Source organism: Ruegeria sp. CF4, from assembly GCF_056537345.1.
In genome coordinates, this window is the sequence record NZ_JBQFRJ010000019.1 from 1 (window position 1) to 14307 (window position 14307).

Genomic DNA, 14307 nt, shown 5'->3' on the forward strand with positions numbered 1-14307 from the left:
CGGACCGCGAATTGCCGGCGCACCCTTTTGGATTTCACCCCAAAAATCTCTGCGTGTTTCCCTACGTACTAACTTCCCGTCCACCCCCTCCCGGTTGCTCTCCCGGTCAAATCCAGGTTGAAAATAGGAGGGCGACTGAGAGACGCGCAGAGAGTCACACAGAGCTCTAAAGGTTGTCGATGTGGGTACGCCCCCGGGAACCGCACCGGGCCCGAGGTAGTCACTGAAGGACACTGAGAGGGCGCCAGGTGGACCGTAGGACAAATCGTAGGACAAAACGCGCCTGTTGACGTGGACTCACCCCTCCTGATACCCCCTGTTTTACTGAGGTGATCACCGGTGACGGTGCCTGTAACGGGAGCGGAACTTCCGCCCCCGGGCACCACTCCCAACAGGTAAACTGCTGTTTCCCTTCAGCTTTAACCGGAGCTGACCAAGGGCGTAGTACGTGCTGGAGAACAAAACCGTTCACTTCTCATTCGTGAAAGCAGGGGCCTTCTACTTCGCGCGGCGGGTCAAGCATTTGCTTTGGCCACTGGGTCGGCTTGTGCTCGGCGGCATGTTGAGCGTTTTGACAAGTCAGTTGGCTTGATGCAGAATTTTGTGAAGCGTGCGGATTTACAAAATTAACAGCTTTTTTCGATGTGCCGTTGGTTGGGAAGTGACAGGTTGTGAGCAATCTAAAAGCCTGGTTGGCCTCCATAAAAATGGAAAAATACCTCACAGTTTTTGAGGAAAACTCTGTTGACCTCGATGTTGTGGCCCTGTTGACCGAAGAAGACCTGATCCGTCTCGATATCCCCTTGGGTGATAGAAAACGTCTCATACGGGCGGCGCAATCGTTGGAACTAAGCACAACTGTTGCGTCGATTCACGACCAAGAACCAACTGTGAAGGACAACCACAAGGAAGCGAGCACCTCTGAAAGGCTGATCGGCGAACTGCGTCAGATGACAATAATGTTTGTGGATTTAGTGAACTCGACTGGCCTGGTTCAGGAACTTGGTGTTGAGGCTTATCGGGATATATTAAAAGAGTTCCAATATTGTAGCACCGAGGCCATTCATGACAACTTTGGGTATTTTGCCCAATTTGTTGGTGACGGGGTCGTTTCTTATTTTGGTTTCCCATACGCGAATGAAGATGATGCTGAGCGAGCGGCATTAAGTGCATTGCAGATAAAGGAAAAAATTCGTCTTTGGGATTTAGAGTCGCCACAGGAGCTATCAGCGCGTATCGGCATCGCTACCGGTGATGTTGTTATTGAAGACTTAGATCATGTTAGTCAGTCAATGGACAACATCGCATTGGGAGATATCCCTAATTTGGCTGCTCGGCTTCAGACAATCGCGACACCTGGCCAAATTGCGATTTCTGAACGTACGCAGCAGATGCTGGGAAGCAATTTCCAATGCAAGGCGATTGGTGCCCACCGATTGAAAGGGTTTGCCGATCCTATTAAGGTTTGGTTGGTTGAGGGGGCCAAAAACACAGAACTTCGCTTTGACAAGCGTAAACGTGGCGATCTGACCCCTCTGGTCGGGCGCAAGCAGGAGCTCGACCTAATACATGGTCGTTGGATGATGTCTTGCCAACGGGAAGGGCAGGCAGTCTTTCTTTCCGGAGAATCCGGAATAGGAAAATCGCGCCTTGCGGAAGAAACCCTTAAGCATTTGGCCGTAGCGAATGGGCGACGCCTGGTGTTTCAGTGTTCACCATATCATCTAAACAGCCCGTTTTATCCGGTCAAGTCGCACCTTGATTATGTTATCGGTCTGGATGATGGGGACACCCAGGAAACGAAACTGAAGAAACTTCAATCATTTGTGGCGTCGGGCGAACAATACGCAAACGAGTTTCTTGCACCGCTTTCAGAATTCCTGTCGATCGAAGGAATTGAAAATAGTGATGTTTCGTCACCCGAAGGAACTAAATCTAGAATAACGAATGCGCTGCTACGTTACGTTGAGAAGATGTCTGAACAAAGTCCAGTCCTTATCCTTTTTGAGGATCTGCACTGGGTAGATCCATCATCGGAAGAACTGCTGAACACTTTGATCGACCGATTGGACGAGTTACGCGTGATGGTGCTTGGCACATATCGGCCTGAATACATTCCGCGTTGGCATGGTAACTCCAAGGTCACTACCCTTTCGTTGTCACGATTGAGCAATCATGAGACGCGTCAGCTTGTGGAGGTACTACTAAATTCTAGCGAATTACTCCGTACCGTTGAAGCGACAATAGCCAAGCGATCAGAGGGTGTTCCGCTGTTTATTGAGGAACTGGTTAACATGTTTCAGCGGGTTGGTCTGGATGGTGTTAATAACGCTCCGCTAAGCGACGGTTCAGTTTTTCCGACAACTTTAAAAGACCTGTTTCGTGCTCGGCTTGATCACCTTAACGTGGCGCCTGACACGATTTCAGTTTGCGCTGCCATGGGAAGAAGTTTTTCCTCCCAATTGGTGGCGGCTATGGCTGATCGCGATGTATTTGAAATCGAACAGGAGCTCAGCACTCTAGTTCGTGCACAGATTCTGGTTACGAAATCAGGTAGGAAAGAAGCCAGTTTTTCCTTTAGACATGCTCTAATTCGCGACACAGCCTACGATGCGATACTGCCTCAAAAGGCCAAGCAATTACACCTTCGTATTGCAAACGTTATGATGCGGGATTTCCCCAACTACTGTGATCGCAACCCGGAAATTCTTGCTCTTCATTTAAGAGAAGCCGAAAACCATGCGGCAGCTCGGGATCAATGGAATCTGGCAGCTCAAGTAAGTTTGCAAAAATTCGCGAGCCAAGAAGCAGTCGCGCACCTTTCAGCTGCTCTTGAAGCGCACAATAATCTGGACTGGGAAGCTGGGTCAGATCAGATTGAAATCGATCTGCGACAAAATCTATATTTGGCGCTTGAAATGCGTGGCTGGGGATCTCCTGATATTGGCGTAAACCTCGACCGGTTGATCCAACTCAAAGAGAAAGTAGGAGATAAAGAGGCCGTTTTCACCAATCTTAATCAACTCGCAGGTGACAATCTCATTGCAGGACGGCCAGACGTCGCGTGGGAGCATTGTGAACGTATGGCGCTTGTCATAGAATCCGAAACGTCATCAGCTATGCACACGCTTTGTCACCATTATAAGGGGATGGCGTCCGTTCTGTTGGGTGAATTCGACCGAGCGATTTCTCATTTTGATCTTGCCTTGAAATTTCACAAACAATCAAACCCCGAGGATATGCACCGCTACTATCCGGCGAACTCAGCCGTCGTTGACACCGTGATGCGGTGTTGGGCCATCGCGCTGAAGGAATTGACGCTCGAAGCAATTCAAGATGAGCTTGAGGTCGCAATTGCACTCACCAACTCGCAGACAAGTGAGTTTACCAGATGTTATGCGCTTAGCATCATTGCAACGATCTATTGTACAATAAACGACCCTGAACGATCCCTTGAGTTTGCCTCCGAGGCACATCGTATTAGCGAAAAGATTGAGTTCCAGTATTGGGAAGCGTGGTCAAGCATCATTCTGGGGTGGGCAGAAGCCAAATGCGGAAGCGCGGATGGCGGCATCGAAAGGATACGATCGGGTTTAGAGCGATACAAAGCTACTGGGTCGGGGCAGATAATAGCCTTTTCACATACATTGCTTGCTTCAGCTTGCCTGAGCAAAGGCGAAGTAGAAGAAGCCGCCAGTCAGGTTGCTGAAGCCATAAAACTCCTAGAAGATTCGCCGATAAAGTTTCATGATCAACTGACAGCTCAAGTCGCCTTAGAAGTCGAAGCTAGTTAAGAATATAGTCGTGCGATGGGTTAGCCAGCCAGTGATTGAACACGAAAAATGGGAAAATCCTAATAAAATTAACAATTTTGTGTTATGAGTAGCAATATTTTTATAATTGTTGGGGGTTAAAATGCGCAAACTATTTGCCCATTCTTGTTCTGCATTGTTTGGACTACTTGTGCTTTCGGCATGCTCTTCTGTGGCCGTCAATCCTATGAACGGAAAGCAATTTCGATCGACAGATGTGCCAGAGAAGAAGTTTCTAACCGCAATCTCTCCGCGCATCCAAGATGTCGTTGAAAAGAAAATCATTCCGGTCGATGACCTTACCGACTCACAAATGAACGAAATTTTAAGTGATTTACCTCGCCCGCCCTGTGAAGAAGGTAGTCCAACTGTGTCATGCGATAGAGACGCCAAGGGCAGTAGGATAATTTCCACCTATGGTTCGCTGTCAGGGATAACCACTTGGGCGTTTCTCCGAACCGCTTGGAGCCGTGGAAACTTATTTGGCAACAGGGATACGGTTGTCCGAGGCCGAATACTTGAAAGATGCCTTCATGACGAAAGCCTGCCTGGCTACTACTACGACGAAAACGCTAATAGACTTCGCCTTTGTGTTCTGATGGTTACTAAAATCGCTCGTCCTGCAGATGGTGTTAAAATCCGATTTCAGTATTTTCATGTTGAAGCCAATAAATTGGGTGTTGACAAAAAAAGAACACCTGATGGAGGGCCTTATGTGCCTTCTTATGATCCCGGGAACGTATTCTATGAAGCCTATCAACGTACAGACCTGCCGGTCAGCGCGGCTATAGCTGAAGGCTTCAGTCACAAACTTTATGCATACGGGAAAAACATTAAGGTCAAAGAGTATTGGGAAGCCAACATAAGAACTTTATTCGGCAAAGCTGATTTCGCTAGGTATAGAGCAGGTCAAAACATCCTCAGCGATCGCATAAAACTGTACTTTGACGTGAGCGATTTGGCTTGTGTCGATATGTTATTTCCTGGTGAACCGCCGTCAACACTACCAAAAGACGCGATAGCTGGTGTTCACTATTGTCTAGGGCGGTGCGCTGAACCGCCTATCGTGAACACTAAATAAGTCAACGAACTTTTGCGGCGGAAGGCCTCATCTCCAGTTGCCCGCCGCAAATGAGACGTGCGACCCAGGAAGCAATAAGCGCACGGGATCTTAGCGAGAATGCTGTACAACTACAGCCGCAAGAATGAACGGACAAGAACGCTGGGGCGTTCATACACGCTTTGGGTTTGTCGCGTTTCTGTGCCGCTCGAAGTGCTCGCTTAGGTTACTTATTGTTCGAGAGCGATAGGGCTTTTCCAGCCCCATGCTGAGTGTTTTCGGCGAGGATTGCACAAACCGTTATCTTAGGCGCTTTTAAAGGTGTGCCGACGGTTGTGACTGAAAGGTGTCGAATTTTCGGGCATCGACGAGTATGGTGTCCTAAAGCTAATATCGTTATTTTACTAGTGAGTGTGAGAGCTGCGTAAGTAGGCACCTTTCGATTTCGCGAGGTCGGTGCCCGGTTTGAGTCGATGCGGTCATATTTATACTGATAGAAGCATATGACCGGCCAGGCCACCGAGGCTGGTAGATGTTCCCAATTTCAGCTCACTGCCGTAGGCGTTCAAAAGATCTACGGAGATGGCCAATCCCAAGCCGGTTCCGCTTACAGAGGTGTCCAGCCGACCTCCGGAACGCAGCACCCCTGCACGTGCGTCTTCCGGAATTCCAGGTCCGTCATCTTCGATGGATATCTCAATTCCATCTGCAACACGTTTCGCGGTGATGTGAACGCTTGTTCTGCACCACTTGAGGGCGTTGTCGAGTAGGTTTCCAATCACTTCTTCAATGTCCTGAGTGTCCATTCGAACCTGCAGTCCATCCTCGCAATCGGTTGTAAGTGATTTCCCTTCGCGTTCTGCCATGACCGAGAATAGCCTGGATAGTCTGGCGACCGAATTCGACAGATCAGTTCGGGAGTGCGTAAGTTCAGCGGTGTTTGACGCACGCATGCGCGCGAGAGAACGCTTGAGCTGGGCATCAATCCTGTTCAGCGCGTCTTCGGCAGGTTCTGTATTTGCTCCGTTGTCCGACAAACTTGTCAATTCGTTTCGAAGTATAGCGGTTGGAGTTTTAAGTGCGTGCGCCAAGTCCGCCGCCTGCCGTCGGGAGCCTGATACAATTTCGCGATTTCTGTGCAGCAACTGATTGAGGTCTTCGACAAGCGGTGAAACCTCCTCTGGATAGTCTTCCGGGTTCAGGTCGTCTCCCTTGTCCCAGCGATGCGTCACATCCGTGCGTAGCTTCGTGAGCGGGCCGACAATTGCAGACATTAATAGCAGAGAGCCGGCAACTCCGATTAAGCCGACCAACCCGAAAACCGGAAGTAAGTTGTTTTGAGCAGCCCGACGTTCGCGGATCAACTCAAGCCTGCTTTCGGCGACGGTCACGCCCCATTCGGTTCCGTCTTCGAACGTGATTTTCTGATAAACGCTACGAACGGCCTCATTATCCGGGCCTGACGTGTTCCACACGACTGCCTCTTCCTTCGCACGTGCGGGTTCGGAAATTGTTTCGTCAAACAACGAGGCAGAAGTAAATGCAGCTCCGTTTCTGTCCGTCACCTGCCAGTATCGGCCTGAGTACGGCGTACCATAGGCCGGGTCGAACATAAGATCGCGCAAAGCCTCAGGGTCATCCGTGGTCGCGCTCAACCCAACAACGAGTTGGGTGTGCCTATCGCGCAGCGTCTCGTCGAACTGGCCAAGAACGCGGGTGTTGATGTAGGAGAATACAATCAGAGTTCCGACGCCGACAGAAAGCGCTCCGGTGGCGAGGCCGCCAAGCAAAGCGCGTTGGCGCAGTGATAACATCAGACGGTATCGATCATGTAGCCGCGCCCTCTGACCGTTGTGATGAGGTCCGAGCCCAGTTTCTTACGCAGGCGGGTTATGAAAACAGCGATAGTGTTGGAATCCCGGTCGCCGTCGTATTCGTAGATGTGCTCTGACAATTCTGTGCGCGACACCATGCGTCCGATATTGTGCGCAAGGTATGTCAGCACCGCGATTTCCTGCGCGGTCAGATCAACGGGAATTCCGCCCACGCTGACCCGCCCGTTTCGCGTATCCAGGGAAACGTCCCCCATTTCGATCACAGGGTTCAACTGACCGCTCTGTCGACGCAGAATTGCGCGGACACGTGCGGCCAATTCTGGCATATGAAACGGCTTGGTCATGTAGTCGTCCGCACCAGCATCAAGACCATCCACGCGTTCGCTCCATCCATCGCGGGCCGTAAGGATCAACACCGGTGTCTTAACCCCAGCGCCGCGCCATTCACGCAGGACAGAGATGCCGTCGCGTTCCGGTAAACCAATGTCGAGGATGATCATGTCGTATGGTTCGGTCGACCCCAGGTGAAGCGCGTCCGTTCCATTGTCGGCCACATCTACCACGCGGCCTTCTGCATTTAGAAGTTTCTTAATCTGCTCGCACAGCTGCGGCTCATCTTCGGCTAGAAGTACTCTCATACTCGAAAACTACAGTCACTACCGGTTTGGTTTAAGCTTTATTTTTTGCCGTTTCCTTTGCCGTTCCCGCCAGAATTCCCGCCGCCGTTGCCACCGCCGTTTCCGCCACCGTTGCCATTGCCACCACCGTTGCCATTCCCGCCGCCGTTTCCACCACCGTTGCCATTGCCGCCGCTGTTGCCGTTCCCTTTGTTTCCGTTGTTTCCACGGCTCGCAGAGGCTCCGCGGTTGCTATTGGTATTACGATTGTTCGCTTTAGTGGGGTTTGAACGGGCAGCGTTCGATATTTGACGGCCAATACTGGATCGATTGGAAACGACGGTACCGGTTTGGGCATTCACAATCACGCTGATGATTTTTCCATCAGGCTTTTTGACGAGAATGCGATAGTAAATCTGATCAGCCTGAAACGCACGCGCATCGACCGGGATACCGCCATAGGCATTCTCTACACCATTGATAACCCGTTTGAGCCGGATTGTACCACCTGTCAGGGTCGCCTTGCGCAGTTCACCTTGCTTGAGCTCGCGTGTTTGGGCAGTCGCTTCCCCATTGGGTGAAGCAACAAGCACGCTTGCAGCCAGCAAGAATACGTACGCACGCATGAAAGTCCTCGTATTTCCTCGCGCAAGATTACGCGGCCCGACATGAACCGATGATGAACAAGCAGTTACCTCTGCGTTCAAGCACACTCAAGTTCAATGGCCAAGAAGATGAACGATTCGTGCATGAATCAAGACGCTTGAACATTAATATCTGGTTCTAAGAACTGGTGTTTGCTGCCGTCCGGCGAGGAGATCGATATGAAGACCACTACTTTGGGACTGATAAAAGCCTCAACCTTGGCAATCGCTTTGCTGGGGTCGACAGCTATTGTCGCCACCATTGCCGCTCCGGACGTTGCTTTTGCTAAGGAAGGCAAAGGCAAGGGGGGTGGAAACGGCAACGGTGGAAACGGTAACTCCGGCAAAGGAGACCGCGGTGACAACAGCTCTGCCGGAAACAAGGGCGGGAAAAAGGGTGCCGAAAAAAACCGAGTTGGCCGAACTGCAGGAAAATCCAAAGTCGGCAACTCAAAGTCAAAATCTTCGCGTTCTACTACGGGTAAAGCTGGCCGTTTTTCATTGAAGGACATCTTCGGCAGCAAAGACAAATCGCGAACATTAGCTACTTCAAAGAAAAAATCGATCATCGGTGGTGGAAAGCAAAAGCCAAGGACGCAAAAGAAGCCTTCAAAAACAGTGATTGTTGAAGAATCCATTCGCCCAGAAGTCCGGACTAAAGGTAACAGGATAGCTGCGCTTCTTGGTGCCCACCCGTCGGAGTTGGGTGCTTTGAACGCGGCCAACGCCAGCCCAACTGCATTGGCGAATGCATCGCCCAATTCTCGGGTTGGTCGAATTGCCAACTACCGCGATACCGTCTTGGCTGGAGATGCATTGCGTGAGGAGCTTGCAGAACAACTTGAACAGCTCACCGATCTGGAGCCACCGGCGCGGACAGTTCCTGAAATCGAGGAAGATCTGCAAACTGCGCTGGACAATGTTCAGGAAAACCAGGTGCGCGTCGGGGAGCTTGAACAAGCGTTGGAGGACGCGGGTGGAACCGACCCAGAAATCGAAGAACAACTCGAACAAGCGCGCGCAGATTTGGAGAGTTCGGTCGAAGAAGCACAAGACCTGAACGATGAAAGACAAGCCGCAGTTGAGTACGAAGAAGCGACTGAAGAGGTTCAGGAGTTGGTCGATCTGGTTGAAGAACAGGAATTGACCGAACGGGAAGCTTTGGAAGCCGCAGCCAACAAACCTGTCACCGATGCCGTTGAGGCGGAGGTTAAGTCTCTTCTGGGTCTGTAAGCACAGACCAAAGCTCCCTCAGCTCATATAACCCATAGTGCTGTCTACTCACGGAAGTACTGAATGCTGGGCCAGCCACGTGCTTCGTAGGGATGGGAAGTGGCTGGCCCACATTATTTCGAGCCTAGCCAAGCCGGCGTAGGCCGCAAGCGTTTTTTGTGACGTGCCAAAAAAGAAATCCCGCCCCAAAACGGAGCGGGATTTAGTTTTCAATTCCAATAATCAGGACAGATATCGGGAATTGTGTGGGGGTCTGCTGAACTGCCTTCAGACGTTGTTATGTGCCTCGGAAAGCCGCTTGTTTTTGACGATCTGTGTTAATGCATTTTCGATAGGAGGGAAGCGACCACTGCTCGATTTGGTCGTGGTTGACAAACGTTCTTCGGCGCTTTGGCCGGAAGTTTGCATCACAGCTGTTGTGCTGGACTCTTCAGTCACAAAGGCAGGCTTAATCATGCGTTTCCCCTTGTCAGCGATCAAATGGTTTACCACTCGTTTGATCCAACAAGAACACTATGCCTCAGCTTGGTTGAACACTTTGAGAATACATTGTTCACATTCGGTTAATGTTGTTCTCGAAACAAAGACAAACGAACTACCGGGCGGCATGGTGGGTGAAAAGGATCTACTCTGGCCTCTTTGGGGGTAGAGAGAAACTCCCAGCGTTAGCCCCTTTGGTTGCCGACATGGCCACCGCGCCGAGGACATCGCTTCGCCGATATACTCGTCAATGCCCGTTCACGAGCAATCTGGACCGTTAAGCTGATGAAGAGCGCTGGGAATGATAATAGCTGTTGGAATTTTGACGATAACTTTGACCATGCAGGGTACGTCAATTGGATGTTCAAATCACAGATAGTGGGGCTTTGGCACCGGGTAATGTCGTGGAGTCGACACAACTGCGCCTAGGCTTGCGAAATCCAAGCCCAGACATTGCCCCTTAGGCCTGCGGAAAAAAGGCGGTGCAGTGTGTCCCGCTCGGGAAGGCTAAGAACTATCACCGGGTGATTACATCTATGAGGGGTATGCCCGAGACGACGACCCCAGTTGATGGGGATTGCGGTGCAAAAGATACTATGTGCGAGTCGGAGACTAAGTTTGCGATGTAAACCGTGACATATTCCAAGTGTTGAACCAAATCGGGGCAATCGCTGGTATTCTGAATTGAATGCATTAGCAGTTCCTCGCACTAAATTCAGTTCGCGACCACAGGTTGTCCTATGGCATTTGAAAGTATGGGATCATAACCGCCGTTTTTTACATGCAGAATAAACGTTATCATCCTGAGAGCCGCACCGAGAGCTTGGAAATCGCCGGGCTCGTTAAGAATACGCGTTTACTTTGTATTCCCCGAGTGATGAAATCATCAAAATCCTTAGCATTCGTGCGGTGCACCGCGTGGCGCCCAAAGCGCAAATAAGAAACCGACGGCAAACATGGTTCAGGAAATTTGGCTGCATATTGGCACTGCCAAAAGCGGCACCACAACGCTTCAGCACTATTGTAATGAGAACTCTGCCACGCTCGAAGATACAGGGCTATTATATGCTACCGCCAAAGGGCATTCCTCGGTCAATAAGCTTGCCGTTGCGATCAACAAGCATCGTCTGGAGCAGCTTGAAGAGATATCCTCACATCTGACACAGCAAATTCGAACCAGCACAGCCCGAAAGGCTCTGATTTCGTCAGAGATGCTGTTTGGAATGTCGCCCGCCGATATCATGGAAGCGCTTCCTGTGCTTGGACAGTATCCTTTGAATTTGTTGGTCTATTTCCGTCGGCAGGATCGCTATATCGAAAGTAAATACCTGCAGAAAATGAAGAACGGTCGATTCCGGGGGACGATCTGGGAATACATCGATAAGTTCGATGGTTCCGGATCGGATTACTATGCGGAATTGCGGCCGTGGTTCAATCTGGAATGCGATATCCATCCACGTATCTGCGAACGCGACAGTCTGATCGGGGGGTCGACAGTGACGGACGCTCTGTCTGTGATGGGTTTCGATGACCTGGCGCGTTTGGTGCCCAAGACGCGGGTTGAGAACACCTCTCCCTCCCTTGGGCGCATTCAGTTGCTGCAGGCCTTGGCAGAGGCAGGGCATCCGAAAATCCGTCAAATACAAAGGGCATTGCCACCGGATCAGAGTGGAAAGGCGCGGATGCTGACGCAAGCTCAACGCCGGGACTACGTGAGCAAATATGAACAGGGCAATGAGGCGCTGCGCCAGTCCTTCTTCCCCTCTCTACCGCAGCTGTTTTCGACTGATGATCTGGAAAATGGTTCAGATCAGGTATCTTCGGGCTATACACCGGAGCAGATCGCAGAGATCAAACAAGTGTTTGAAGCGGTATTGCGATCGAAGGCTTGAGTTGAATAAACGCCAAACGCGGGTGCGCGTTAGCACGTTCCGGACAATGTTGGGATTTTGGTAGCGGAGGAGGGACTTGAACCCCCGACACGCGGATTATGATTCCGCTGCTCTAACCAACTGAGCTACTCCGCCATGAGTGAGAGGCGATTTAAGCGAGGGGCCGGGGAGGGTCAAGAGGGAAAAGCGTGCCCGTCGAGATTCTTTGCTTGGTCTCTCAGCGAGTGCCATGTTCTGTTGTGAGGCCGTGGGTTTTTTCGGCGATTTGGCGAATGAAGCGCGCACAGGTTTCGGGCTCGGTGATAAGGATCATATGGCCGCGCTGCTCTAATTCCTCGAAGGTCAGGCCAAATTTCGTCATTGCTGCGCCGTGGACCCTGGCTGACAGGATTGGGTCTTCGCTGCCGTACAGGATGCCTCCGGGCGTTTGCAGTTCGCCATAACGCTGGTTCAATGCACCCATGCTGGATTCGACGCCGATGACGTCTTGCGATGCGGTAATGAAGGCCGAGGGGCGCAGGCCGAGGGCACCTCCGGCACGATCCAGAAAATCATTGGGCGCGGGTTCGGGGGCGAAGACGTCTTTCAAGACGAGGGGCGCAGTTTTTCGGGCCATCGGGACGGCGATCGTGTTGCCGATGAGGTTGCGCAGCCACTCGGTGCGGATTTCCAGTGGTTTGAAGACGGCAGGCGATGTGGGCATTGCCTGAGTCAGGGGAGCCAGCAGCGCCAGCGCCGCCGTTCTGTCCGGGTAGTCCAGAGCCATTGCCAGTGACACGGCGCCGCCGAGCGAGTGACCAACCAATATGGCTTGATCGACATTCTTGGTTTCGAGAAACGCGTGGATCATGCGGGCCTGTTCAGGCAAGGCCGCCAGTTGAGCAGTATCGCGGGTGGAATAGCCACAGCCCGGACGGTCGACCGCGAGAACGTGATAATCCTGCGCAAGGTCATCCATCAGCGCATAGGTGAAATGCTGCAACTGGCCCGAGAGGCCGTGGATCATGACGATGGTCGGGTTGGCGGGGTCGCCTTTTTCGACATAGTGGATGCTGCCACCCGGAACAGGAACGATCTGTCCCAGTTGCGGCACCATCTCGGTACCCTGCCGCGTCAGGCGGCGGGTCCAAAGGTGCATGCCCAGCAGGCAAGCCACCAACAGCAAGACAATCGTTAGCAGGATCGACATCAGGGATCTCCGGTTGTTTCTGTTAGGGCATGGTATTGCTCGAGCCCCGATCGCACCATGCGTTTTCTGAACTCGGAGACTGTGCCCGGCCAGAGCGTCGTGTTGCGCCCGTTGGCGTCCTGATACCACGAGGTGCAACCGCCAGATTGCCAAACGCTCTCAAGGTGGCGCTCTTGCATTTCTTGCGTGAACGCAGCCTGCTTGTCGGCATCCGGGGTAATGATGCGGAGGCCATTCGCACGCATCCCCGACAGAACGCGGCCGATATGGGCGACTTGCGCTTCGATCATGAGCACAACCGAATTGTGCCCCAGCCCGGTATGGGGTCCTAGAAGGATGAAGAAGTTGGGAAACCCGGCGATTGCGGTGCCAAGGTTCGCCTTCATGCCATCGGTCCAAGCTTGTTTCAGGGTCAGACCATCAGCACCCGTGATGTCGAGATTGTCGACCATGTCAGTCACATGGAACCCGGTTCCCCAGATCAGAACATCGGCCTCGATCTCATCGCCGTTGCTTGCCGTAAGACGGTTTCCGTCAATCGAAGTGACCGCACGCGGCACCACATCCACGTTGTCTCTGGCCAGTGCCGGGTACCAGTCGTTTGAGCTTAGGATGCGTTTGCACCCGATTGTGTAATCGGGCGTCAGCGCCGCTCTCAGTGTTGGGTCGGATATCGCGCTCTCCAAGGCCTGTCGCCACATTTTCATTGCAAAGTCGACGGCGCGGGGTTCGCCTCGGAATACGCGGTGGCGAAACTCGAACAACATATAGATCAATTGGCGCCGGATGCGGGGCAGCAGCGGAAGGTGCGCGTACAAGCGGCGCACCCATGGAGCAATCGGGCCGTCCGGGCGAGGCAGAACGTAGGGTGCGCTGCGTTGGAAAATGGTGACGCGGGCTGCGGTTTTAGCGATCTCGGGGATGAATTGAACTGCTGAAGCTCCGGTCCCGATAACGGCGATCCGTTTGCCGCTCAGCGAAACGTCATGATCCCATTCCGCGGAATGAAAGCTGAGGCCGGGAAAGCTACTGGCGCCTGGTATCTGCGGAATGCGCGGCACATGCAGTGCGCCGATGGCCGAGACCAGAAAGCGCGCTGACCAGCGGTGGCCATCCTCTGTTTCAACTTGCCATCGGGAGCCGTCCCAATGGGCGGATTTGAGTTTCTGATGAAAATGGCAGAGCTCATATAGCCCTTCGTCCCGCGCGATACGCTGCAGATAGGACTGGATCTCAGGGCCACCGGCATAGGCGCGGGTCCAATGCGGGTTGAGGTGGGTTGCCATTGAATAAAGATGCGAGGGTACATCGCAAGCAACGCCGGGATAGGTGTTTTCGCGCCATGTCCCGCCGATATCGTCGGCTTTTTCCAGAATGGTAATGTCCGATAGCCTGCGCTTGCGTGCCTCAAGCGCCATAGTCAGGCCTGAGAACCCGGCTCCGACGATCAGCATGTCGGTTTGCGCCGTCATCTCTGCCTCCCCTTCGTTTGCGCACTGCATTGATGATATGGGGCAGGCACGCAGTTTGAACAGACTGCCGTAT

General features: G+C 52.3%; 11 protein-coding genes and 1 tRNA gene. 4 read left to right on the top strand and 8 right to left on the bottom strand.

The annotated features are described in order from the left end of the window. Positions 1-475: 475 nt before the first annotated feature. Positions 476-703 carry a hypothetical protein gene (locus tag ACR0NF_RS21425; RefSeq protein ID WP_480778923.1) on the bottom strand — a complete coding sequence of 76 codons (228 nt, stop codon included), beginning with the start codon at positions 701-703 and terminating at the stop codon, positions 476-478. A gap of 4 nt (positions 704-707) precedes the next feature. On the opposite strand from ACR0NF_RS21425, the gene ACR0NF_RS21430 reads away from it, so the two are divergent. Together ACR0NF_RS21430 and ACR0NF_RS21435 are read left to right on the top strand one after the other, a co-directional pair. Then, positions 708-3794, top strand: a complete 3087-nt coding sequence (locus ACR0NF_RS21430; protein ID WP_480778924.1) for an adenylate/guanylate cyclase domain-containing protein — start codon at positions 708-710, stop codon at positions 3792-3794. Between the two features lie 121 nt (positions 3795-3915). Beyond that, on the top strand, positions 3916-4893 hold the full coding sequence (locus ACR0NF_RS21435; protein WP_480468994.1) for a hypothetical protein: 978 nt from the start codon (positions 3916-3918) through the stop codon (positions 4891-4893). Between the two features lie 464 nt (positions 4894-5357). Here the strand turns inward: ACR0NF_RS21435 and ACR0NF_RS21440 are convergent, their stop codons facing one another. The 3 genes from ACR0NF_RS21440 to ACR0NF_RS21450 are packed head-to-tail and all read right to left on the bottom strand — an operon-like array spanning position 5358 to position 7950. After that, entirely contained in the window at positions 5358-6686 is a 1329-nt protein-coding gene (locus tag ACR0NF_RS21440; protein WP_480778925.1) for an ATP-binding protein, read from the bottom strand. Further along, complete coding sequence (locus ACR0NF_RS21445) at positions 6686-7345, bottom strand: response regulator transcription factor (RefSeq protein ID WP_480468997.1); 660 nt, start codon at positions 7343-7345, stop codon at positions 6686-6688. Before ACR0NF_RS21445 ends, ACR0NF_RS21440 begins: the two co-directional genes overlap by 1 nt. A gap of 38 nt (positions 7346-7383) precedes the next feature. Then, the gene (locus ACR0NF_RS21450; RefSeq protein ID WP_480656977.1) at positions 7384-7950 is read right to left on the bottom strand and encodes a PepSY domain-containing protein; all 567 of its coding nucleotides are present in this window, start codon (positions 7948-7950) and stop codon (positions 7384-7386) included. A gap of 198 nt (positions 7951-8148) precedes the next feature. Between ACR0NF_RS21450 and ACR0NF_RS21455 the strand changes: the two genes are divergently transcribed. After that, positions 8149-9201: a hypothetical protein gene (locus tag ACR0NF_RS21455; protein ID WP_480778926.1), complete on the top strand. Its 1053-nt coding sequence runs from the start codon at positions 8149-8151 to the stop codon at positions 9199-9201. Positions 9202-9468: 267 nt separating this feature from the next. On the opposite strand, the gene ACR0NF_RS21460 is transcribed toward ACR0NF_RS21455, so the two are convergent. Further along, entirely contained in the window at positions 9469-9657 is a 189-nt protein-coding gene (locus ACR0NF_RS21460; RefSeq protein ID WP_480469000.1) for a hypothetical protein, read from the bottom strand. Between the two features lie 980 nt (positions 9658-10637). Between ACR0NF_RS21460 and ACR0NF_RS21465 the strand changes: the two genes are divergently transcribed. Next, positions 10638-11573: a hypothetical protein gene (locus ACR0NF_RS21465; protein WP_480778927.1), complete on the top strand. Its 936-nt coding sequence runs from the start codon at positions 10638-10640 to the stop codon at positions 11571-11573. 58 nt (positions 11574-11631) lie between these two features. On the opposite strand, the gene ACR0NF_RS21470 is transcribed toward ACR0NF_RS21465, so the two are convergent. The 3 genes from ACR0NF_RS21470 to ACR0NF_RS21480 form a co-directional block, all read right to left on the bottom strand. Then, positions 11632-11708 (bottom strand) — tRNA-Met (locus ACR0NF_RS21470). Positions 11709-11790: 82 nt separating this feature from the next. Beyond that, the gene (locus ACR0NF_RS21475; RefSeq protein WP_480778928.1) at positions 11791-12762 is read right to left on the bottom strand and encodes an alpha/beta fold hydrolase; all 972 of its coding nucleotides are present in this window, start codon (positions 12760-12762) and stop codon (positions 11791-11793) included. Next, positions 12762-14234 carry a flavin-containing monooxygenase gene (locus ACR0NF_RS21480; RefSeq protein WP_480666540.1) on the bottom strand — a complete coding sequence of 491 codons (1473 nt, stop codon included), beginning with the start codon at positions 14232-14234 and terminating at the stop codon, positions 12762-12764. The genes ACR0NF_RS21475 and ACR0NF_RS21480 overlap by 1 nt, the downstream gene beginning before the upstream one ends. Positions 14235-14307: the final 73 nt, after the last annotated feature.